The 23,297-nt window shown below is 53.6% G+C and carries 20 protein-coding genes; 7 read left to right on the forward strand and 13 right to left on the reverse strand.

The annotated features are described in order from the left end of the window. Positions 1-170: 170 nt before the first annotated feature. Complete coding sequence (locus tag ACNRUY_RS14090; protein WP_488112282.1) at positions 171-1,013, forward strand: isopenicillin N synthase family dioxygenase; 843 nt, start codon at positions 171-173, stop codon at positions 1,011-1,013. Positions 1,014-1,059: 46 nt separating this feature from the next. On the opposite strand, the gene murB is transcribed toward ACNRUY_RS14090, so the two are convergent. The 11 genes from murB to ACNRUY_RS14145 all read right to left on the reverse strand — a co-directional run bounded on the left by murB (position 1,060) and on the right by ACNRUY_RS14145 (position 16,765). Then, positions 1,060-2,088 (reverse strand): UDP-N-acetylmuramate dehydrogenase, encoded by a 1,029-nt coding sequence (murB, locus tag ACNRUY_RS14095; RefSeq protein ID WP_488112283.1) that lies wholly within the window; start codon positions 2,086-2,088, stop codon positions 1,060-1,062. Between the two features lie 105 nt (positions 2,089-2,193). Beyond that, the gene (locus tag ACNRUY_RS14100) at positions 2,194-2,676 is read right to left on the reverse strand and encodes a low molecular weight protein-tyrosine-phosphatase (RefSeq protein ID WP_488112284.1); all 483 of its coding nucleotides are present in this window, start codon (positions 2,674-2,676) and stop codon (positions 2,194-2,196) included. After that, on the reverse strand, positions 2,673-3,488 hold the full coding sequence (kdsB, locus tag ACNRUY_RS14105; RefSeq protein WP_488112285.1) for a 3-deoxy-manno-octulosonate cytidylyltransferase: 816 nt from the start codon (positions 3,486-3,488) through the stop codon (positions 2,673-2,675). The genes ACNRUY_RS14100 and kdsB overlap by 4 nt, the downstream gene beginning before the upstream one ends. Further along, entirely contained in the window at positions 3,488-3,679 is a 192-nt protein-coding gene (locus ACNRUY_RS14110) for a Trm112 family protein (RefSeq protein WP_488112286.1), read from the reverse strand. The genes kdsB and ACNRUY_RS14110 overlap by 1 nt, the downstream gene beginning before the upstream one ends. 14 nt (positions 3,680-3,693) lie before the next feature. Next, the gene (lpxK, locus tag ACNRUY_RS14115) at positions 3,694-4,770 is read right to left on the reverse strand and encodes a tetraacyldisaccharide 4'-kinase (RefSeq protein WP_488112287.1); all 1,077 of its coding nucleotides are present in this window, start codon (positions 4,768-4,770) and stop codon (positions 3,694-3,696) included. Further along, complete coding sequence (locus tag ACNRUY_RS14120) at positions 4,767-5,195, reverse strand: ExbD/TolR family protein (protein ID WP_488112288.1); 429 nt, start codon at positions 5,193-5,195, stop codon at positions 4,767-4,769. Before ACNRUY_RS14120 ends, lpxK begins: the two co-directional genes overlap by 4 nt. Beyond that, complete coding sequence (locus tag ACNRUY_RS14125) at positions 5,195-5,821, reverse strand: MotA/TolQ/ExbB proton channel family protein (RefSeq protein WP_488112289.1); 627 nt, start codon at positions 5,819-5,821, stop codon at positions 5,195-5,197. The genes ACNRUY_RS14120 and ACNRUY_RS14125 overlap by 1 nt, the downstream gene beginning before the upstream one ends. A 150-nt stretch (positions 5,822-5,971) precedes the next feature. Beyond that, positions 5,972-12,643: a LamG domain-containing protein gene (locus ACNRUY_RS14130; protein WP_488112290.1), complete on the reverse strand. Its 6,672-nt coding sequence runs from the start codon at positions 12,641-12,643 to the stop codon at positions 5,972-5,974. A 54-nt stretch (positions 12,644-12,697) separates the two neighbouring features. Then, entirely contained in the window at positions 12,698-13,783 is a 1,086-nt protein-coding gene (locus ACNRUY_RS14135) for a UDP-3-O-(3-hydroxymyristoyl)glucosamine N-acyltransferase (RefSeq protein WP_488112291.1), read from the reverse strand. Positions 13,784-13,791: 8 nt separating this feature from the next. Beyond that, complete coding sequence (locus tag ACNRUY_RS14140) at positions 13,792-14,190, reverse strand: hypothetical protein (RefSeq protein WP_488112292.1); 399 nt, start codon at positions 14,188-14,190, stop codon at positions 13,792-13,794. Positions 14,191-14,455: 265 nt separating this feature from the next. Next, entirely contained in the window at positions 14,456-16,765 is a 2,310-nt protein-coding gene (locus ACNRUY_RS14145) for a DNA internalization-related competence protein ComEC/Rec2 (RefSeq protein ID WP_488112293.1), read from the reverse strand. A gap of 376 nt (positions 16,766-17,141) precedes the next feature. On the opposite strand from ACNRUY_RS14145, the gene ACNRUY_RS14150 reads away from it, so the two are divergent. The 5 genes from ACNRUY_RS14150 to ACNRUY_RS14170 all read left to right on the forward strand — a co-directional run bounded on the left by ACNRUY_RS14150 (position 17,142) and on the right by ACNRUY_RS14170 (position 20,461). Further along, a complete protein-coding gene (locus ACNRUY_RS14150; RefSeq protein ID WP_488112294.1) occupies positions 17,142-17,675 on the forward strand; it encodes a DUF2062 domain-containing protein in 534 nt (177 codons plus the stop codon). 22 nt (positions 17,676-17,697) lie between these two features. After that, the gene (locus tag ACNRUY_RS14155) at positions 17,698-18,000 is read left to right on the forward strand and encodes a hypothetical protein (RefSeq protein WP_488112295.1); all 303 of its coding nucleotides are present in this window, start codon (positions 17,698-17,700) and stop codon (positions 17,998-18,000) included. A 77-nt stretch (positions 18,001-18,077) separates the two neighbouring features. Then, on the forward strand, positions 18,078-19,475 hold the full coding sequence (locus ACNRUY_RS14160; protein ID WP_488112296.1) for a hypothetical protein: 1,398 nt from the start codon (positions 18,078-18,080) through the stop codon (positions 19,473-19,475). 57 nt (positions 19,476-19,532) lie between these two features. After that, on the forward strand, positions 19,533-19,802 hold the full coding sequence (locus ACNRUY_RS14165) for a hypothetical protein (protein WP_488112297.1): 270 nt from the start codon (positions 19,533-19,535) through the stop codon (positions 19,800-19,802). 374 nt (positions 19,803-20,176) lie between these two features. Continuing rightward, entirely contained in the window at positions 20,177-20,461 is a 285-nt protein-coding gene (locus tag ACNRUY_RS14170; RefSeq protein ID WP_488112298.1) for a hypothetical protein, read from the forward strand. 222 nt (positions 20,462-20,683) lie between these two features. Here ACNRUY_RS14170 and ACNRUY_RS14175 read toward each other — a convergent pair whose 3' ends face one another. After that, entirely contained in the window at positions 20,684-21,382 is a 699-nt protein-coding gene (locus ACNRUY_RS14175) for an ABC transporter ATP-binding protein (RefSeq protein WP_488112299.1), read from the reverse strand. Continuing rightward, the gene (locus ACNRUY_RS14180; RefSeq protein WP_488112300.1) at positions 21,375-22,619 is read right to left on the reverse strand and encodes a lipoprotein-releasing ABC transporter permease subunit; all 1,245 of its coding nucleotides are present in this window, start codon (positions 22,617-22,619) and stop codon (positions 21,375-21,377) included. Before ACNRUY_RS14180 ends, ACNRUY_RS14175 begins: the two co-directional genes overlap by 8 nt. 197 nt (positions 22,620-22,816) lie before the next feature. Between ACNRUY_RS14180 and ACNRUY_RS14185 the strand changes: the two genes are divergently transcribed. Next, positions 22,817-23,212, forward strand: coding sequence for a hypothetical protein (locus ACNRUY_RS14185; RefSeq protein ID WP_488112301.1), 396 nt, complete (start codon positions 22,817-22,819; stop codon positions 23,210-23,212). Positions 23,213-23,297 lie beyond the last annotated feature (85 nt).

Below are 23,297 nucleotides of genomic sequence, written 5' to 3' on the forward strand. Positions count from 1 at the left end.
TGATTAGTATGAATCATAAGGGTTACCTTTTTACGATTTAGATTTCAGTGATTTCACCCTCTATCTAAATCGGTAACCCTTCCCTTTTTTGAAGAGGGAATTGTCAGATCAGATCTGAACTAATGCATATAATCATTCCCTTTCAAGAAGAATCAACAAATAGCAGCAGTATGCAACCACTCCCAATCATTGACTTTACCTCAGCCAATGCCCCGGAAGCCTTTACCCAGTCACTGAGAGACACCGGCTTCGGGGTTCTTAAAAATCATCCGATCCAGCAGTCCCTGGTGGAATCCATCTACCAGAACTGGCAACGCTTCTTCCAGTCGGACCGCAAACACCAGTTTCATTTCAATAAAGAAACCCAGGACGGCCTGTTTCCCTTTGATATTTCAGAAACCGCCAAAGGTCACACCGCCAGAGATATCAAAGAGTTTTTTCATATCTATCCCTGGGGACAGATTCCAGAAGAGTTAAAGGAAGAGGCGCTCAACTATTACAACCGCGCAAACCGGCTGGCTGAGACTTTATTGCAGTGGGTGGACGATCACAGTCCCGAACCGGTCAAAAGCCGCTACTCCATGCCGCTCTCCTCAATGATTGACGGCAGCCAGATGACCCTGCTCAGGGTTCTGCACTACCCACCTTTAACCGGTGGAGAGGAGCCCGGGGCCATTCGTGCCGCCGCCCATGAGGATATTAATCTGCTGACCATTCTGCCCGCCGCCAGCGAGCCGGGATTGCAAGTCAAACTGAAAACCGGAGAGTGGCTGGATGTTCCCTGTGAATTCGGAACACTGATCATCAATACCGGGGATATGCTCCAGGAGGCGTCCGGACATTACTTTCCCTCCACCACCCACAGGGTGATTAATCCTGCAGGGGGTAAACGGGAAAAATCCCGGATTTCACTGCCATTATTCCTTCATCCCAACAGGGATGTCACCCTGTCAGATCGGCACACTGCTGGCAGCTACCTCGATGAACGACTCCGGGAGCTGGGGGTAAAATAATCCTTTCCTGCCAAATTTCTGGCAAACAGGCAAAAAAAGCCCGGAGTCAATAAACTCTGGGCTCCCTCTCCAGGGACACGCCAAACTCCTTGAGCACCCGTTGCCGGATCGTTTCAGAAAAGGCCATCACCTCTTCCCCGGTGGCTCCGCCATGGTTAACCAGCACCAGAGCCTGCTGCTGATAAGTCCCCAGGTTTCCTTCCTGAATCCCTCGCAATCCGGCCCGGTCAATCAGCCAGCCCGCCGCCAGCTTCCACTGATCCCCTGCTGGATAAGCGACAATATCCGGATATACCTGTCGCAGTGTTTCCAGCTTCCGGGCAGTAACAAGGGGGTTTTTGAAAAAGCTGCCCGCATTGGCAATAATAGAAGGGTCCGGCAGTTTTTCACGACGAATGTCCGAAACCGCCTGACTGATCTCCTGGCCAGTAGGCGTCCGGCTTCCCAGTCTGGAGCGCAGCAAATGGCTCAACTGGCCATAGTCCAGATGGGGCTTTAAGGATCGATTCAGGTTGAACGTGACCGAAGTGATAATGAATTGATCACGCAAAGCCCTCTTGAACACGGAATCCCGATAACCAAAATCACAGTCCCGGGCGTTAAAACACCTTAGCTCACCGGTAGCCACTGCCATCGCCTCCAGAGAGCGGAAGCCGTCTTTCAGCTCTACCCCATAGGCACCAATATTCTGTACCGGAGCAGCCCCCACGGTACCTGGAATCAGGGAAAGGTTTTCAAGGCCATAGGCTCCCTGGGCCAGGGTCCAGAGAACAAAATCATGCCAGTTTTCCCCGGCCTCAGCCCTGACCCGGATCGAGCCCTCCGCCTCTGGAAGCAAGGTTCGCCCTTGCAGATGAATACGGGCTACCACTGCCTCGAGAGTGCCACATAAAACGACGTTGCTGCCTCCCCCCAGAGGGATCAGGGGCAGCTGTCGGGCACGGGAAAATACCAGAGCCTCCCGGAGCGCCTCCACAGAATCAACCTCAATAAAATAGCGAGCGCAGGCTTCAAGCCCCAGAGTATTCAGTGCTTTCAGGGAGTGGTTTTCGAAAATCTTCAGAGATGAACTCATCCATTAATAGCCATACATGCAATGAGACCGGCTGCTTCTTGGTCCAATACCCATAGCGAAAGAAAAAGAGGAAGCAAACGTTTTTCCACGGAAAAAGAGCCGGCTTCAATCATTAACGTCTGAAAAGTGATGCCTGATATGCTCCAGCAGACCAACACCGCCCAGCTCCACCAGCGTCAACACTCTGGAGAACCCATCGTCCCCACCGTAGAAAGGATCAGGCACTTCAAGGGAATCAAGCTCTGAAAACGACAGAAACAAATGAAGTTTGTGAGCATATCTGGCTGGGCACCGCAGCTGGAGCTCCGCAAGGTTATCCTGATCCATGGCCAGAATAAAATCCTGATCAACGAAGTCCTGCTCGCACACCTGACGCGACTTTATAAACGACAGATCATATCCATTAGCCAGGGCATGACGGGCAGAACGAGCATCAGGGCTGGCGCCGTTATGCCAGCCACTGGTGCCCGCAGAGTCAACCAGAATCCGATCCCCCAGCCCGGCATCAGCCACCTGCCTGGCAAATACACCATGGGCCGTTGGGGAACGGCAGATATTACCCAGGCAGACAAAAAGTACCCTGATCATACCTGCAGTGCTTTCTCCCCGGAGCCTGCTGCCTGCAGCTCCTGAGCTTCCAGCAGCTGCCGCACAGCCTGCAGATCCTGCTCAGTGTCCACTCCATGGGGCGGCGTCTCAAGGGCCTCAGCCACATGAATACGATACCCGTGCCACATCAGTCGGAGCTGCTCCAGGGCCTCAACCTGCTCAAGAGGGCAAACTCCCCATTGAACGAAGCGATTCAAAAGCTCAACCCGGTAGGCATAAATGCCAACATGACGGTAGACCCCTTGAACCTCAGACAACTGCCGGGGTTCTTCAGCAAAGGCCTTTCTTTCCCAGGGAATGGCCGCCCGGCTGAAATAGAGCGCATAACCTCTGGCATCTGCCACCACTTTAACCACATTGGGATCAAATACCTGATCAACCGAGTGAATGGGGTCAGACAGGGTGGCCGCTCCCGCTTCCGATGCCGCCATGAGATTCCCGGCAACCTGGTTGATCACTGCAGGCGGGATCAAGGGCTCATCCCCCTGAACATTGACCACAATATCGCTGTCATCCAGCCCGACAGTCTGTGCGACCTCCTGCAGACGATCAGTACCCGAGGGGTGACCCGCCAGCGTCATGCACACCTCAGCCCCAAACCCTTCCGCAGCCTTATAAATACGTTCATCATCCGTAGCAATAATGACCCGGCTGGCATCACTGGCCATGGCCCGCTCATAAACATGCTGAATCATCGGGCGCCCGGCAATATCCGCCAGGGGCTTGCCTGGCAGGCGGCTGGACCCAAAGCGGGCTGGAATCACAACGGTAAAGCCACGGTTCCCACTCATCAGGAGGCCTCATTCAGGCGTTCATCGGTATTCAGGGTCCGGGCTTCATTTTCAAGCATGACCGGAATCCCATCCCGTATGGGGTAAGCCAGGCCACAGGGACGGCAGACCAGTTCTTCATTGTCCTTCTGATAACGCACCTCCCCCTTGCACAGGGGGCAGGCCAGAATCTCATACAATTTTTTATCCATCACCATCTTTTCCATCACAGCTTTCCCGGTGGGCTATTCCCAGATTGTATACAGGCAGAGTGCCGCTCAACCCGCTCAGTGATTTTCTCCACCACACCCGGTGCAAACTCAGCACTGACGGGCAGATACCAGTGACGTTCATCCGCAAAAGCCTGGCACTTGACCGCGTCTTTCGACGTCATAACCACCGGCAGCTCATCATCGAAATCAATATCTTCAGCCCTGAAGGCATAATGGTCGGCAAAGGCATGGGGAATCACATAAAACCCCAGGGACCGGAGCGTCCGAAAAAATCGCTCAGGATTACCAATCCCGGCCACGGCATGCACCCGGCCCTGAGGGTGCAACGTCTTTATGGAACCTGACAACAATGGCTGAGGCTGCCCTGGCCTCAAGGTAAAGTGCTGGGCATTTCCCTCAACCAGCTCCGCATCCCCAGGGAAAGACCCGGGGCGCAATGACCCTGAATCACCGTTCACCAGAACCAGATCCACTGAGTTGATCCGTTCTACAGGCTCTCTCAACGGACCTGCAGGCAGGCACAAGCCATTACCCAGAAGCCGCTGGCCATCCACCACCAGCAATTCCACATGGCGCTGAAGATTATAGTGCTGCAGGCCATCATCAGCGATGATCAGATCACAACCAAAGTGCTGCAAGAGGTAGCGGGCAGCCTGCACCCGGTCAGGATCAACCACCAGCGGAACGTTCAACTCGCTAACCAGCATCACCGGCTCATCACCGGCGGCCCTGGGATCGGTCTCTGAAGTCACCACCAGAGGACAGTCTTCCACCTGAGCCCCAAATCCACGACTGATAACGCCCGGAGTATAGCCACGCTGGCGAAAGTGCTCGACCAGAGCCGCCACCACCGGTGTTTTGCCCGTCCCTCCCACAGTAATATTGCCCACCACAATGACCGGCACAGGGGGCAACCATCGGAGTGACTCAAGCAGTCGGGCTTTACGCTGACTGGCCAGAGCACTATAGAGCCAACTTAACGGTTTCAGGCACCGGGTCCAGCCAGTGCTGCCCTCAGCACAGTACCAGGACCCAAGTACTGAAGCTCGAAAACGTTCAGACAGGCTCACGGTTCAGGCTCGGCTTCTTTTTGCGTTTTCATACTGAGATTGGCAAAGCCCAACTGCCCGGCGGCATCCATGGCCGTCACCACAGACTGATAAGGCGTCTGGGCATCCGCCGTAATAACCAGAGGCAACTGAGTATCACCCTGGCTGACCTTCCCCAGGGCACGCTTGATCGTGTCCAGGCGGGCATTGACCAGCCCACGGCCATTGACCGAGAAATCCCCTTCCCGACTGATGACGATCTCAATCTGCTTCGACTGTTCCTGCAACACCTCACCGGAAGACTCCGGCAGATCGATGGCCAGGTGGGTTTCCTTGGTGAAAGTGGTGGACACCATGAAAAAGATCAGCAGCAAAAAGACCACATCAATCAGGGGTGTCAGGTTCACCGACACTTCTGACCGGTCCTGTTGTCGACGGAAATTCATTATTTCCTGGCCTCACTGCCCTTGCGATCCCCCTGGAGCACTTCCACCAGCTTGATGGCATCCTGTTCCATGGCAACCACCAGTTCATCAATGCGCCGGGTAAAATAACGGTGAAAAATGAGTGCCGGAATCGCCACGGTCAGACCCGCCGCGGTGGTAATCAGAGCCTTGGAAATCCCGCCCGCCAGGACCCCGGCATTCCCCGTCCCTTCCAGCATGATCACGGTAAACACATCAATCATACCAATGACCGTGCCCAGAAGCCCCATCAGGGGAGCAATGGCGGCGATGGTTCCCAGGGTATTGAGGTAACGTTCGAGGTCATGAATCACCTTGCCCGCCTGTTCCTCAATACTCTCTTTCATGACCTCACGACCGTTGCGGGCATTGCTCAGCCCCGCTGCCAGAATCTCCCCCAGGGGAGAGCCTTCCCTGAGGCTGTCGAGTTTTCTGCTGTCGAGGCCATTATTTTTTATCCACTTCCAGACCTGGGACAACGTGTTTTTTGGAGCAATGCGCGAGGGCCTCAGAGTCCAGAGCCGCTCGAAGATGATCGCCATGGCAATGACTGAGGACAGCAGGATAGGCACCATCAGCCAACCACCGGATTTCACCAGTTCGAACACAATAATCTTCCCTTGTTTCAAAAACAGTTAAATAACGTGCTAACCGGAAAACTGTACCACAGAGAAGGGGTCCATTTAAGCAGTAACTCCCCCCGCAAACCGGGCAGTGTTTTGCAAACCGGAGAAAAAAGGATGAACGCCCCTTAACCTCTATTTGATGGGAAGCTGGCCATTGCCATACCCCTCGAGCATAAAATCCAGAACCTCTTTGCGCAATTTTGACATCAGTTTAACGGCACTCTCATCGGGCGAAGACTGTCGGGTTTTATCCAGAAACCCCTGCCACCAGGGCAATACCAGAGACAAACCTTCACTACTGTTCTGTGGCGTCATTACCTCGGTAATGGCGGCCCCCATATTCACCGGAGTGGGAGACCGGGAACCCAGCGCCTTCTGGATGATTTTGATCAGCAGCTGGTTATCGCTCACAGAAATCACCCGCTCCCGGGAGTTGGACACCCGCTGGCAGGGAGTATTGTTAAAGTCCGGAGGAACACGACTGACATAAGTGACCCGATGGAGAATACGCCAGACTTTATTATCGGCAACTCTGGCCCCGCGCAGGGCAACCGCATTAGGGTCATTACTGAACGCGCTCCACTGGGGGTCGACCACGGAGTCAAGAAACGCACGGGCATTATCGGTGTCTGGAGCAAGATAGAACGACATAAAGCGATAGCTGTCCACTTTCCCAGGACAGAGGTTGGCACTGTACGCACCGCTCCCCTCACTGGCATCGGGATCCCAGGCCAGCAACATTGGATCGGTGTTAACGGCAGCAGCCATGCCAAAGCTCTGGCTTTCGTTCTTTTCCTGTGAAACCGTCACATCCACCTGGCTGCCAAACAACATATCAACACCGCCGTACACCCCGATATAAAAGGCAAGCTGTAACTGAAAGCTGGGCCCAACAAGGTAGGTCAGTTTATAGTTACCGCCAAAACTTGAACGACGCTCAGCCACCATCTGCTGCTCTTCTTTGTGCAGCCCTCCCCGGGCTGACCAGACATAGCTGTTCACCATGCTTTTGCGTATAACCTTGTCGGACCAGTCATAAAACTGCAGATCCTCAGCCTCTGAAAGGTCGGTGTTCTTGTTCCTGCCCCTTCGCTGGGCATTGAATTGCCCATAATAGGCCGCCAGCTCCCGGGACTCCTGCTCTATTCGATCCTTGAGAAGGTAAGCTTCCCTGGCACGGAAATAACTGCCTTTGACGAAGTCAGCATTGGGATAGTCTGGATCGTTGACCAAGCCGACCTTGCCATCCAGAGTGCCATTTTTCACATACCGTGGATTGATTTTAAAGGTGATGATGTTCTTGTCAGGCGGTATATCCGGGTTCGGCAGCACGACCTTGCCTACCATATGACCCGTTCCCCTGATCTGCATACTGAACAGATCCGCAGTCAATGACTCCACCAGGGCATAGCCAATATTGTCCGGGATAAACCTCCGGCCCACCTGTGGGTTGAGGTAGTCGGCCTGCTTCGACTGCTCCGGCTCCCAGCTGCCCCGGAGGCTCAACGAATCCACAAGAGTGTCCGTCCAGCCGGACGACAACGAGTGATCTTCTGTATTTGCCTCAGAGTGGTCGATCTGTGCCTTGATGCCAAGCTTGGCCGTATTGGTGAATTTCTCATCACCAATACTGAAAAACGGTGACCCCTGGTTGGTGCTGACTTTCCAGTTACCAAACACACCCGCGGCGATGCTGGTGCTTTGCATCTGGGTGGTTGAATAGTCCCTGGTGGAAAAGCCATAGGTCACTGAACCCGCCTGGGTCAGGGAGATATCCGTTGCATCGTAATAGCCGTTGTAGGCAAAGGCGCTGTTATAGAGAGGTCTGCTCAGGTTCTCACTGGGCACCGGAGGAGCTCCTTCGATAAAGCCCATCAGGGTAGGCTCAGACTGCACCTGACCAATATGGACCAGATCCAGGTCACCCACCTTGAAGTCAGGCACCATTGTCATAGAGTCATTGACAAAGAAGTAAGCGCGCTTGCGCACCGAGAAAAGCGCTCCATCACTACTGCGCTGAACATCACCGTACTCAATCACCGCCGGAGTGCCTTCCACTGGCTCCTGATAGGCGGTAATGTGATCACTGTAGATATTTCGAACCGGTGGGGCTTCATAGGCCACGGGGGCGCTGGAAGCTTTATAGTCAGGCTGAGGATTGCCCTTGAGGGTGCCCGTGTTGCCCATTCCCGAGCAATCTTCGGTGGTGCCATCAAACGGCCAATACCCGGCCAGGTGATGCTCATAGCCCGTCAGCGGCCGGTTTTTATCATTAATCAGCTCTCCCATGGTACGGGCGACACTCCACAGCCTCAGCTCCTGGGCATCTCCGTTAAAACCGGCTTTACAGGTGCCATTGTCAATATAGCCACCCGAAGTACATTGCCTGTCCCCCTCTGTGTAGCCCGCTTTCTCGGCCTCATCGGCATCGTCGTATAAGCCAATGCGATAGCCATTGGCATAGAGCGTCGTTGTTGACAAGGGGGAATAAAGTACCCAGAGATTGCCACTGGAAAGAGTGGCGTTATTACTGGAAGCACTGTCCCTGGCAATTTTGCCCGCCTGCTCGGCAAACCACCAGGCAGAAACAAGCCCCCCTTCGTTCTCTTTCATATGCTGGCCAACAATGCTTCGAATACGGGGCTGACTCAGGGCATCAGACCAGATCCGCACACCGGTCAGCACGCCCGTAAAATAGGCCTGGCTCTCAATGGCTACCTTAGGGGTATCTTTGCCCGTATAGCCCTGCATGCCAATACAAACGTCACTCGTCGTTGTAGTCAGGGCAAGCTCAGAAACAAAGTCGTACCAGTCGGTATAGAGCTGACCGTCCTGCTCACCGTCAATATAAAGAGCAAGAACACCCCGTACCCGGGGCGTATCATTGTTATCTTTATCGATCCCACCCTGATTTTTATAGACACCCACAATATGGTGTGGCTTGCCATCCCCGGCAATCACATTACTCGACTGCACGGTAAACACTCTGGGTTCGTAATCGACCACTAATTGCGGATTGTCTGAACTGTAAATGGGGGTCTGTAACGACAGGTCCATCGCCAGCTGACCCTTTTTGGATAAATAAAGACGGTAGCTGCGACCCGCCTCATTGATCCCCCATTTTGACAAGATGGCCCCTTCCTGGTTATTGAAGCTGTCACTGATGATATGCGCTTCCAGGCTGGCAACACCGGCAAGATTGAATTCCTGGGAATCACCACAGACCGCATAATCAAACGTTGCCCGGGGAGTCGCCAGTGGCGGGTTGAGGCGAATCGCGGTACCGGACTGAAACGTCACGGCAATATGATTCCAGAACGAAGCCATCAGGAAGCCGTGACCAACACGGGCTTTGCCACCGCCCACGCCTCCAATCACACTCAGAAAAGTACCGTCTTCCGTTCTCGACATTGGCTGTTCCGAGGCGTTCTCCTTTACCTGACCGTCAAGGTGCTCTCCTTTGGTGGCAGCACAGCGGTTGGCAATCGTGGCCCCATTGACGGGGTCTTCTACCAGGGGCCAGTATCCGCACAATCCCGGTTCATAGCCACTGAGGCTCATAAACAAAGTACGCTTGAGCTCTGCCGGGCTTCGGCAGGTGTCCCAGAATCGCATTTCATTGAGACTGCCATAAAGGCTTCGGTCATCAATACTTTGCGTGCCAATAAAGAATAAGGGGGCCTCTGTATCCGTGCTGAGCTTAAGGGCATCTGCTTTGTGGGTTTCAGTGGCGTCACAGTAAAAAATGACACTCCAGTCTTTCGAAGAAGCGTTGAACTTGCCAGTCACTGCCACATGAACCCATTGCTCCTCAGGCAACGGAAAACCACTACAGGTGACGTCTTTATATTGGTCATCAGCATCCCGGTAACCAAACACCAGCTCCCGGGTACTGCCCAGACCCAATTGAAGAACAGGGGCGTCAGGCAAGTCCGGATGCTGAACAGAGAAAACCACCCCGATATGACCGCCTGGCCCCGGCGTTGTCTGAGGCTTGATCCAGCACTCATAGGTAAAGGCAGCATCGGGAAGAAAAATCGAATTGGCATCCACCTGAATGCTCGAACCTGCAAAGGCTTCTGTTGAGTTGCAGGGTCCATAAGTAATTGCAGGACGCCCTGTGGTCCCCAGAAAATAACTGGGCACCACTCCGCCGGGAGTGGTTGCCGAACCGTTGTTGTAGTGAAGCACATGGGAGGGTGTACTGGCCTTTGGTTTAACCCAGGCTTCCACCGTCCATCCCCGGGCCGGTATAAGGACAGAAGCCTTTGAGCTGTCCAGAGCAACGTCCATGTAATTGGCACCGTCATAGCCTATAGCCTGTGGCTGCGGGCGCCAGACCCAGGCACCATTAACGGCCGGGTCAGAAGGGTTGCCGCTGCCATTGCCTACCCGGGCTTCTACTCCATCATCCGGCTGGGATACCGCCAGTGCCGATGCCGCAACAAGGCGGTTAGAGCCAGACTCCGCTTTGCCACCTACCGTGTGGCCATTGATCTTCCCTGCCGTTACATTCACCGACACAATACTGTCATCGGTTGCAGGAGGGACCGTATCAAACAACGTTGCAGCTATACGGAGATCAGCAACCGGAGTTTCTGGCTGATCCACCACCGCCCCCTCTACAGCGTCCCCCGATAAGAGGAAAAACAAGCGGGTAATGGTGCTGTCTTTACGCAGTGTTTCCAGGAATCCGGCTTGTTCCCGGGGAACATTATCAATAGTGAAAGCCGGCTCGGTACCGGGATCAATGGTGACTTTACACTGACTTTCCGGCAATTGGCTGGCCGCAGAAAGAGTCACTGTAGCCCTGTTAGAAACACGGGCCGGTGTGGCCAGAAGCAGAATCACCCCAGCGTTGGTTGCCACCGTTAAAATCCGGGTATCCCCTGATTGAGGGGTATAAGAAAAGGTCTGTGGGCTGACCTCCCCGCGAAGAACCGGAATCAGGTGATCACTGCTGACCGGGATATTCGACCAGGTCATCTGTACAGTCTGACCACTGTCGCCCAGCCTGAGGGTTAACGTCGAGTACCCATCCGAAGGCTGAGTCACCGAAATAGAATGAAGTGGAAGGTCATCACGACGATCCACCAGCGCAATATGTCCGGCAGGTGCCGTCAAATCCTGCAGCGGCAGTCTGGCAATATGGCGGGCACCACTGTAATCAAAAAAAGGAACTTCACCGCTCATCACCTGCGGGGAGCCCGCATCTCCCCCCGCAGAGCCACTGAGAACCTCAAGGAAAACATCCAGTCTCCGTGGCACGCCAACCCAGGCCTCACTGGCAATGCCTGAATCAGCCCCGTAATCCACGGCAATATTACAAAGGTCAGCCTGGTCTGCCGGGCTGTCAGTGTCAGAAACCGTGACCTCCATACCGTTCATGGAAGACCCGGTCCGCTCAGATACGAAAGCCACCTCCCCGGAAAGTGTTCCGGCACTCCACTGATGTTGAACGGTGAACCGGGTCGTTCCCGGATTGTACTGGGCAACCTCAAAGGGTGTTCTGGCACCAATAACAGGGGCACCGGCATAATAAAGGTGAACAAGCCCATCACCTCCATCCAGCAACATGGGTGTGGCCTGTGCCGATGCCTGCCCAAGCACTGCGCCAGCCACCGTGGCATCCCCTATCACGAACACTGCAGAAGAGGGAATCGGATAGCAGTTGTCATCTGGCCCTCGTTTGGGAGTGAAGGTGCCGTCTTCAAGGGTGCCGTCCACAACGGGAACCCCTTTACCGGTGAAGTGGGCAATTGTGCCGTCAGCACGAATACCGAAATCATAAATACAGGTGGCCTGAGACAGCCCCGAATCCCCCCCCTCCACAGGAATGGCAAGCATTAACTTTGCCCCCCTCTGCAGGGTCTGGGCCTCCCCCTGAACGGTAGCCGCCTGCTCTCGATCATAAAAAACAGTTGCGGCCGCAGCGGCTCCAGCAGTGCAGTTTACCGACAAGGGCTTCCCGCCCTTATCAAGCACTTTGGGTGTAATGGTTGAAGGCTCAACAGGGGCTTTGTCAAAATCAAAGAGGCCATTTTTAGCCTGGGCAAAAGAATAGGCATGCACCTGAGTGTTATTGGCATCATTGACAAAAAAGTGCCAGCGCCCCACCTCTACATCACTGGTGGGAGCCAGCACCACAGAGAAACGGCCTTGATCCACACCACTGACAACGGGCAGCTCCAGAGTAGGCTCTACGAAAGGAGTCTCATCAATACTCAAAAAGTCACGGGTATCTTTGGGCCCGGCAGGAACATCTTTATTACCACTGCGGCGGTAACGAATCTCCCAGACCGGCTTGATGTCGAAGCTCAGTAGCAGCTCCCTGTCATCGGTTTCTGCGTCTTCACGCTCAACGGGCTGCTCAACCAGAATGAAGCGATTGAGGTACAGAGTGCCATCCCTGGAAGGCCTGAAAAGATAGATATAGTGCTCATCTGCTTCCATCCTGAAAGCCGAATCCGCCGGTTCCACCCTGGTTGCAACGGGCGGAACAGTGAGCAGGCCCATACCAGAAACCCGCATCAGGGAGGGCAGAATCGCTGAGCTGCCACCCGACCCCGTTGCCGCAGAATCGGGCTCAGACAGGTCAACCTCTCTCCAGCCCTGCCATTCCTCAGTACTGCTTTTAGCATCCGCCAACTCAAACCGGACGTTGTAATAGAGCTTATCGGTCTCCTGGCCAGGCGGGCGGGCAAAGAGAATCACCTGCCCCTGGAAGCTGACTGAGACCGGATCTATTAAATCCGGAAACCCGGAATCCGCCTGAACCTGACTTGCTGGCTTCACCTGATGCATAGCACCTCCTTGTCCTTTTAATGGGAGAAGACTTTCTATTAGGTCACCGCCTGATTAGTCGTCAGCAACTGTCTGGGTGGCGATGGCGTCCAAGCGTTTTTCCAGATGATTGATTCGATCCTTGAGATCCGGGACAAGCGCTGACTGGGCCACAGCCTTCAGGGCTTCCCGGTGGGGGCGTGCTGGATGCCCCCAGTACTGCCCCCCTTCAGGAACATCTCCGAAAACACTGCTTTTGGCAAAGACCACTGCGCCTTTTCCTATATGAACACCTGACCGAACCCCTACCTGCCCCATTAATACCGCGCCATTGCCAACCGTTATGTTGGAAGCAAGTCCTGTCTGATGAATGACTCTGACCTTTTCACCCAGCACACAATCGTGCCCAATCGTCACAAGGTCTCCTATCTTTGAGCCATCCCCGATATGGGTTGACCTTTCCAGGCCGCGGCCAATACAGGCGTTTGCACCTATCTCGACACACGAACCTATCTCGACATTGCCCTGATGGGGTAAGCGCTCAAAGCCATTGATCTCATCCAGTTCGTAACCGTGGGCATCAGTACCAATGGCAGCACCTCCATGAATTTCGGTGCCAGCCCCAATCGTTACCCAGGGATAGATCACAACATTGGGCCACAATAAAGCGCCCTCCCCTATGTCAACACCCGCCCCAATCCAGCAGTTGGCATGCAGAGTCGCCCCACGGCCAATGCGCGCCCGCGAACCGATCACCACACCTGGCCCCAAAAACACATCGTCATCTATCTCAGCATCTTCTGCGACAACGGCAGTACGATGACAATGGGGCTCAGGACGCGTGGTATATTGACGAAGCGCTTCAGCGGCCTGGCCAAAGGCCTGGACAGGGTCGTCATGATGCAGAACAGTCAGTCCCGGCTGCTCAAGGAGTTCATCGGTATGGGCAAAAACCGCCCCAGCGCGGGAAACCGCCAGCTGTTCCATTTCTCCCGGAAAGCCACAGTAAACAGCGACACTGGTCGGCAGTGCATCTTTAAGAGAAGCACTGTCAAAGATTGGGCGTGCCCCATCCCCCTTTAGAAGAGACCCCGTCAAGTCCGCCAGATCAGCAGCGGTCAGAGCAGTGCCTGCGGATGCTCTGCTGGAGTGAGCAGGCACAGTGAAACTCACTTATTTTTGATGGTGATGGTATAGGTCGTACGCTTTCCCGCCCCACCGCCCGAGCGAGAATATTCGTCCTGGTTGACGTCTATGTCATAACGGCTGGCACGAGAGCCCTCTGCGTTGGCATGACAGTAAACACTGGAGGTACCATAGGGAACGGCAAACCGGATAATCACAGTAGTGCCATTGGACATTCCGTATTTCACCGAACCATCGGGACCAACCAGCGCGTCATCCTTACTTTGGGCCACAAAGGCTTTCACACTCTTGCTATTTTTCTTGATGGTTTTTTTCGGATACTCACCCCACTTTCCACTGCTTAATTCCGCATCATTAAGCGTCAGATCGGAGTCCGAATTATTGGTTATTTTGTAGGTTCCCTTATCCCAGGTTGTACTCATGGCCTATCCCTGTCTGTTGTAAAAAATGAATGGTGGCGCCTTGACTCCTATCGCCAGGTTTGGACTTCCTTTTGAGCAAACGACTGTTGCCGCTAGAAACATGCTCTTTATTTTTTGAGCATAGGTATATTTACACAGAGACAGTTCCTCAACAACAAAAACTTGCCAAAACCCTTGGTAGACAAGGCCTTCAGAGCCATTTCATCCAGGCGATTCCTGCTTACTTCTATTGAAAATACGTCTTTATTTGCCATGCCGGGAAACCTCACCACCAATATCGCCTGTGCGTATGGCGGTAGCCGTTAATCCGGTGATCGCTGCTCCCCAGGGTAAACGTCAATGTACCATCCAATGCGGTATTAAACGTGTGGGCACCGGCCGACTCAACTCTGGACAGAGTTTCCCGGGCCGGATGACCAAAACGGTTGCCATACCCCGCTGAGAAAATCACCTCCTCAGGCTTCACTGCCCCGAGGAAATCCGACGTTGAGGAGTGTCGACTGCCATGGTGGGCAGCCAGCAGTGTTCTGGCTGACAGATCGACACCCGTGGCGATCAATCGGCGTTCAACCCGGCCACTGATATCACCGGGCAGTAATACACTGTCGTTTCCTGCCTGAACTTTCACCACACAGGAAGACTCATTGCTTTTAGCATAACCGCCCCCAGCCAGCACCTGGAATTGCACACCATCCCACTCCCAGTGGGCTCCGGCAATACAGGCTCTTACCGTCCCGGTGAAATCAGGAATTGACGAACCACTCCACACATCCAACGGACCCAATCGATCACTCAGGGTGGCAAGTCCTCCGGCGTGATCCCGATCACCATGGGAAATAATCACCCGGTCAATATGCCTTACCCGGACACTGGCCAGAGCCGGAAGGATTACCCGGTCAGCCGCTGTCACCTGGTCAGAAAAACGGTCCCCCGTATCGTATAACAACACATGATTCCGGGTTCTGATCAACACCGACAGCCCCTGCCCCACATCCAGCACATTAACTTCAGCTTGCCCATAAACAGGAAGGTTCTCCACAGGCAATACCAAAGGCAACAGCAGAAAAGGAGAAAGCCACCGTAACCCAAGCGCTGATGGTGAGATAAGAAGAAACATGCCAAGCACCGCCAGCACCATCGACAAGGGACCAATGGCCAACTGGGATGGAATAGCCAGCAACCAGGGTTCACAAAGAGAAAGCAGGCCATTGAAAGCACTGATCAGACCATCGGCCAGGAACAGAACAGGATTGGCCAGCCAGGGTATCCCGGGGTAAAGACACGATGCCAGCAATAACAGAGGTACCACCAGCAGGCCAATCAAAGGGATCGCCAACAGATTAATCAATGGCGACAGGGGAGAAACTGCCTGCCCATTCACCAGCAACAGAGGTGCAAGAACACAGAATACAACCCACTGTGGCTTTCCCAGCTTTGCCAGCCAGAAAGAGTGATGGCTTCGCCCCGACAACCCAAACAACAAGGCCGCAACCGCCATAAACGAATACCAGAACCCCTGACTGGTGACCGCCAGAGGCTCAATCGCCAGAACCGCTGCCAGCGCTGCCGCCCACAACGTAAACGACGATGACTTTATTCCCACCAGAGGGCCGGACAGCGCCACCACTAACATCACCAGAGCCCGTTGCACCGGAATACTGAAACCGGCCAGCAGAGCGTAGAGCATCGCTAGAGACAGGGCCAGAACACCTCCCAGAAAAGGCAGTGGAAGAACGTTTATTGGCAGCACCCCCAGGCGGGCCAGCAAAACGGCCATGGCCATACCTACGGCCGCCATCAACCCAATATGCAATCCGGAAATGACCATCAGATGGGTAGTACCACTGATATTCAGCTGCTGCCATTGCTGCTGCGAAATCCCTGATTTATCGCCGGTGGTCAGAGCAATCAGCATCCCCCGGTTCTCAGGAGAAGCGGCTTTTTCAAGCCAATTCCTCAGCTTCATTCGCAGCTGGTCAAAAGGCCTGTCCAGGAGACTGGCTTCGGACAGACAAACACCCGATTTGATATAACCGGTGGCCTGAATCCCCTGCCTGGCCAGAAAGCCCTCGTAATCAAAAGCCCCGAGACTGGCAAAACCATGGGGGCGACGAAGACGGAGCGTAAACTGCCAGCGTTCACCGGGCTGAATATTCTGTGTTTCGCCAGCCCCATTGAACCAGCTCAGGCGAATCCGTCCTGGCAATTTAAAGTCAGCGTCTACCACAGAAGCCCAGTCATCCGGCTTGAAATCAAAGCGCATGACCTGCCCACTCTGCACCGGCAGGCTGATAATACGCCCTGAAATAAGCTGGTCCTGCCCCTGCAGGCGTTCGTCCAGCCAGCCGGATTTAACCTCAAGCCCGTGATACCCCCCTATCAGAGCCCCTATGACCAGTAACAGCAGAGTCAGTATCCGGATGGAACAAAACACGGATAGGGCAGTCAAACCTGCCAAAACCACCCACAGTGCAACCATCGCCATTTGTGAAGGTGCATCCGGGAGCAGTGCAGCCAGTGCAATCATTGTTGAAAATTGCAACAGCCCCCAGTGGGGCTTGATCAAATAGGACATTACCGCCCGCACGTTATGGGTGATGACTGAGAAAATGGTGTTAAGGGTGCATTCAGGGCATAATATTGAGCTTCACCCTAAAGGGATCAACGTGCCCCTTCAGTCATGCCCTCAAACAAAAGTCCAGGCACCCTTTGCTCGTCATTCCATGCATGAGAAAAGTGCTTGCCTGAAAAGACACCCGGCCGATGACAAACTGCAAGCATAGATGGTTTAGCTGTCTTGAATGCAGCTATCGCACTGTATGCACCACGGGCAGGTGCCTGCATAGAAGGGTTTGATGAAAACCAACTTTGCCAAATAACTGGCATGCCCGCCTGAGCATGAACTACATTCATAGCCACAGGGCATTCGACGAAGTAAACAGTGAAGGGATATGGCGAAAAAACTGATACAGAGGTACCTTCCCGATCCGGCAACCATCAAGGAAAACCGCTACCTGGGGTTCCTGGGCTCCGCCCTGTACGATGCAAACCTCTGGCAACTGAACCGGAGGTCCGCCGCCGCTGCCTTTTTTGTCGGGATATTCTGTGCCTTCATTCCCATGCCTTTTCAGATGGTACTGGCCGCAGCCCTGGCTATTCTGTTCCGGTGTAACCTGCCTCTGGCGGTGGCTCTGGTCTGGATCACCAACCCGCTGACCATGCCCGCTATTTTCTATTTTACTTATAAGGTTGGCTGCCTTATCCTGCATATCCCTGTGAGTGAGACTTCATTTGAACTGACCGTTCAAGGCGTCGGTGCTGGTCTGGCCAGAATCTGGAAACCCCTTTACCTGGGCTCACTGGTGAGCGGCTTCATCGGCGGACTGATCTGCTATCTTCTGATCCGTCTCTACTGGCGCTGGAATGTGGTTCAACACTGGCGACAAAGGCGAAAGCGCCGCTCACGCCCTCACTCACCCCATTAAATTCGCAACACGATTCACTCTCATGCAAAGAAGCTTCCAAAAGCGCCAGCCCAAACTGGAAGGGCGAGGCGTACTCGAAGCCATCCAAACCGATGGTCCCCACAGTGACTGGCTGGGCATGCCAGACTATTATATCCACACCCTGACCGTGGCAGGCGAGGAGTACAAATACCTCAGCGCCGAGAAAAAGCTGGATGTGGGTGTTGGTGATACCGTGGTATTCCGGTACAAAGAGATGGGCAAAGGCACCAAAGAAAAGCGCATCGACAAACGCTCCCTGGGTATTTATATTGACCCCAGTCAGTACATGCAGGATAACCCTTAATACTTCAGTGGCTGGGGTTGAACTGTCCTGCTCCGGGCAGTTCAACAAAACGACCATCGTGCTGGTGAAAACTCTCGATGACTGCTCTGAGCCCCCATGTGCGTCAAGCTGTTCTGGTCTTTTTTCTAACCATCACCCCGATTAGCTCTGCACAGCTGAACAGCACAGACCCCCTTAACATCTCTTTTACGCTTTCCGCCCCCACAACCCGCTTGTCCTTCTTATTTGGACCAGGGGACTTCTATCCTGATGACGGGTTCCCTCCTGCAGCTGCCTACTCACCAGCCATCACCCTTATCGCTATCACTCACGGCCAGGGAAATCGAAAACACGGAAAAACACAGCATCAGCAGGCCCCAGAGCAGCCATCCTCAACGTCCATAAAAGGTTTGCCAGCCCCTTCCAATTCAGACCCCAGTGCCACAGGCTGTGGTGCAGACCCACCGGAAACGCCCAGCGAAGAGCCTTGCTTCACTTCGACCGGCATCACGCTTCAAGATCTAATTGAACAGATCAATCAGCTCATGGAAAAGTTGCCGGAAGATGCTGTCCTGACACTGGTCTGCGATAAAGATGACACTCTTCTTGAAGAGGATGATGACCTTAAGGCAGGGAGTGTATTTGTGCGAAAGCAATTCACACAATGGCTTAACGCATGGAGATCAAAAGGCAGGCTGAAATTTATTGTGGTCACCCATGCCACGTTACGAGACAACAATTGGGATCATTTCCCCGAAAACGATCTCCCTACACCCGACTTCCTTGTTTCAATACCTCCCACGGGCAACCGCTCAAGACCCGCCTTTATAGCCCCGGGAGGGGAACAATCGTTCTCCGGAGGAGAGCTTCTGCCAAGGGGTTTTCACCTTGAAGGGGAAAACATTAACAACCAGGAAAACTATTTCTTATTTGAAAAATATGGCTGGTTTCTTCAACGACTGCCAGCAGAACAACATCGGCGGACGCTGGCTCAGTTTTTTGCAGAGCGAAATAAATACCCGATGATCACTCTTGCCTCAATTGAAGCCACAGGCTGCCCAGGCCAGGTTGACTTGACATTCACTCTTTCAGAGGCCTCCCCAACACCTGAAAACGACATGACCAAGGCGGTTCGACTACTTTTTGGTCAAATGGTGACTCTGTCGTTTTCTCAACATGACCCACAAAGAGTGACTGTCACTTTCCCAAGCACCAAAGGGGAATGGCTATCGGTTCTGGCCAACGCCTTTTCGCTGGATGGAAATCCATATGTCATTGTGGCTGGCAACGCCACCCCAGATATCACCATGATGCACCCCACCCAAAATGCCAAATACGATGTACTGCTTCCTGTACTGGTTGGAAATGCAAATGACGAAACCAGAGCTCTCTCAAACGACGTGTTTATTACTCCTTCCCCCTATTTGACCGGTGTTATGGAAGGCACTCTAAAAGCCCTTCAAAAAAGTGTTGCAGTTCCGGCCGTAGATCACTAAAACTAAGAGTGCATGCGGCGATATAACAAGAGCCACTCAAAAAAAGGACTTTTTAAAATGATCAAGCCACTGTCTTTAATTGCTTTCTCTACTGCCCTGGCTTTCAGCTCCCTGTCTGCCCAGGCTTCACCAAAGAATACCACCGGAGGCGATAACCCAGTGTATTTTGAAACCCGCACCGGCAGCATCTATTCCAATAGTGAGTTTGTCTGGCCCCACAGCGAGACCCGCGGTGGAGATGCCTATAACGGCCCAGCCCACACTGCAGCCATCAAAACTTACTACCTTCACGGCCCTAAAAAAGGCGGTGACAATAAAAATCAATAAGTTTACTGCTCCCGGCTAACACTGAGGCCGGGAGCAATCCGTTTTCCTGACACCTATTCTCTTTCAATACCCCCCCTTCCTCCAGGAAAAACCCGCTATAAGTTTTTCTCATACCGTTATGGTCAAGCAAATACGGAAATTCTGAAGCAACGTTGACGCAGGCACCAAACCTCTGACACGAACAGTACAGTCATTACCCAACCATTAACGCCTGACAGCAGTTCTATAGATTGTAATTGAGATAATAGCCCTGCACAGACAGAGAAGAGTCTGTGAACCAAACCATAAAACAATGACTGCCGTTTTCTTCTTCCTGAACCTGAAAACTCATCGCAACGGCACTCTCTGTTTTGCTCGATTAAGGATATAAGACAATGTCTGTCAAAACGTCTGTTAAAACGGTTTCTCAACTGGTTATGGTTGCAGTGATGGGAGTTTCAACCTTGTCCATGGCCCAGGCAGGCGAAAAAAGCGTCACCGGCGGTGATAATGCCTATTACGTAGAAAACCGTACCGGAACCATTGAATCCAATGTCCAGGTGGACTGGAAAGAACACAACAGCAAAGGGGGCGACGCCTACAGTGGCCCACTCAGCGAGTTTGATACAAGCACTGTTTACTATGTTCCAGCCTCTCCTGAAGGTGGCGATAACCACTGATCAGTCGCATAAACAGCCTTGAGCGGGGACGGGGAAATGCCCGCTCCCCTCAGATAAAGGCTTCCTGAAGGCAGTCTGTCATAGAACCCTCTTTATGCCCTGCGCTCCCCCATGGCCAGGGCTTTTTTTCACCATGGGATCGCCAAAAAGCAGGTTCATGTCCCTGACTCCATGTTGAATACACGACACACCACCCATCCGTATGCCGCGTATTCTGAAAGGTCAGCCTTCCAGAACCAGGTGCCCCTCTTCCAGCCTCCAGGCTCTGTCCATCTGCCGGGCAAATTCCATATCATGGGTCACCACAATAAAGCTGGTGGTCAGATCCCTGCTAAGAGATGCCATCAGCTCATGAATTTTGCTGGCCGTATGGGGGTCCAGATTGCCGGTGGGTTCATCCATCAGCACCAGGTCAGGCTCCCCCACCAGAGCACGGGCAATGGCAACTCTCTGACGCTCTCCTCCTGACAGTTCGGCAGGTTTGTGTCGAACCCTGGCGGCCAAACCAACGGCCTCCAGCATCGCCAGTGCTTTTTGGCGGGCCTGCCTGACCTTGACCTCACCGCGCATCAGCAAAGGCATGGCCACATTTTCCAGGGCGGTAAACTCCGCCAGCAAATGGTGAAACTGATAAACAAAACCCAGGTGACGATTGCGCAATTCCCCTTTTTTCTGTTCCGGCAAATCAATCAGACGATGGCCACAAATCAGTACCTCTCCGGCACTGGGCTGATCGAGCCCCGCCAGTAATTGCAGCAAGGTACTTTTACCGGATCCGGAGGCCCCGACAATGGCAATGCGCTCCGATGGCAACACACTGAAATCCACCCCTTTGAGTACCTCAAGGGTTTCCGGCCCTTCATCAAACTGTCGTGTCAGCGAACGGCACTCGAGCACAGCCTGAGGATTGATATTATTCATAGCGCAGTGCCTCCGCAGGCTGGATTTTCGAGGCCCGCCAGGCAGGGTAAAGCGTCGCCAGGAAACTCATCAGCAAACCGGCCACGCTGATCACCACCACATCCTGCCACATCAACTCCGAGGGCAGATAGCTGATGAAATAGACATCCGGACTCAGGAAATGAATACCCAGCAGCTTTTCCAGGGCCCCCACAATGGCAGAGACATTAAGCGCTCCCAGTATCCCCAGAATCACTCCAAGCACGGTACCAGTGACACCAATCAGGGAACCCTGAACCATAAACACCCCCATGATCATCCGCGGGCTGGCCCCAAAGGTTCTCAAAATGGCGATATCTCCCTGTTTATCGGTGACCACCATGACCAGGGTTGACACAATATTAAAGGCCGCCACGGCCACAATCAGGGTTAATAACAGCCCCACCATGGTTTTTTCCATCTGAATGGCCTGAAACAGGCGACCATGGGTTCGGGTCCAGTCCTGAACGTAATAGCGGCCCGGCAACGACATGGCGATATCCCAGGCCAGCCTGGGAGCGGCAAACAGGTTGGTCATTTTCAACCGGATGCCGGTCACACCTTCTTTTACCCTCAGAAAGCGGGCCAGATCTTCCATCCGGGCATAGGCCAGATTCCCATCCACGTCCGCCCCTACGGAAAAGGTCCCAACCACGGTAAACCGCTTCAGCCTGGGCAGAACCCCCGCCAGATTAACACTGGCCTCGGGCAGTACCATGGTGACTTTATCACCCACAGAGACCCCCAGATAATTGGCCAGAATATCCCCCAGCAGAATGCCAAACTCGCCGGGTTTCAGGTCATCCAGCTGCCCCTGCTTCATATGGTCATTAATAATGGAGACTTTTTTCTCATAATCCGGGTGAATACCGTAAATCAGGGCCCCACGCACCTGACTGCCATTGGTGAGCATCCCCTGGGCTTCCACAAAAGGTGCCGCAGCCTCAACGCCCTGTTTCTGAGGTATTTCATCCACCAGACTCTGCCAGTCATCCATTCCCCCTCCGGCTGCGGAGATCGTGGCATGGGGGACCATCCCCAGCACTCTCTGCTTGAGCTCCCGGTCAAAGCCGTTCATCACCGACAGGACAATAATCAACACCGAGACTCCCAGGGTAAGCCCCACCATGGAAGTTCCTGATATGAAGGAAATAAAGTGGTTCCTTCGTTTGGCCCGGGTATAGCGCAGGCCAATAAAAAACGGTAAAGGTCTGAACATTCAGGTTGCCAGTTGGGTAAGCCGTTGCTCCTTCTGTCAATCATTGACAGAATGCAGAGCTCACATTTTCCGTAACACTTTTCGAAAAAGCTATTATCAACATAAGAAACGCAGGTTATTATGCCACAGGCCACCAGGAGCCGCTCTAAAAGCTTTAACCACCCTCCAGGAACCCCGTTGAGACACAGGATGATGTTATGACCCTTCAAGCCCATAAACAGCTTCCCATCTGCATGCTGGCAGCAGCTCTGATGGCCGGTGCACAACACCAGGCGCTGGCGTCAGACTACCTGCCTGCACCTGAGGTTCAACCAAGGGGTACAGTGGTCATTCCTGAACAGGACACAAAAGACCTTAATCATCAACAGGAAGGCATCACCATTCCCGTGGGCAGCCAGTCCCCGGAACGCCGCCAGTCCATGAGCCTGCCCTCTCAGGGGCAGACCATGCAAAACGTCAGGATCCAGCTTGGGGAGCCCGCAGAGGTGTACGAGATCGGCAAGCCTGTCATAACCCGCTGGAACTATCAGAATGTCACGGTGTATTTCGAAAGTGGCCGGGTACTTCGGGCTGTGGTTCATAATCAGCCCTGAAGCCCCGCCCCTTCGAAGCATCTCCTTCCCCTGAATCAAAAAAGTTTTAACACAAGGCCCTTTTTACCCAAAGGGCTTTTTTGTC

It is taken from the genome of Endozoicomonas sp. Z74 (assembly GCF_057680865.1).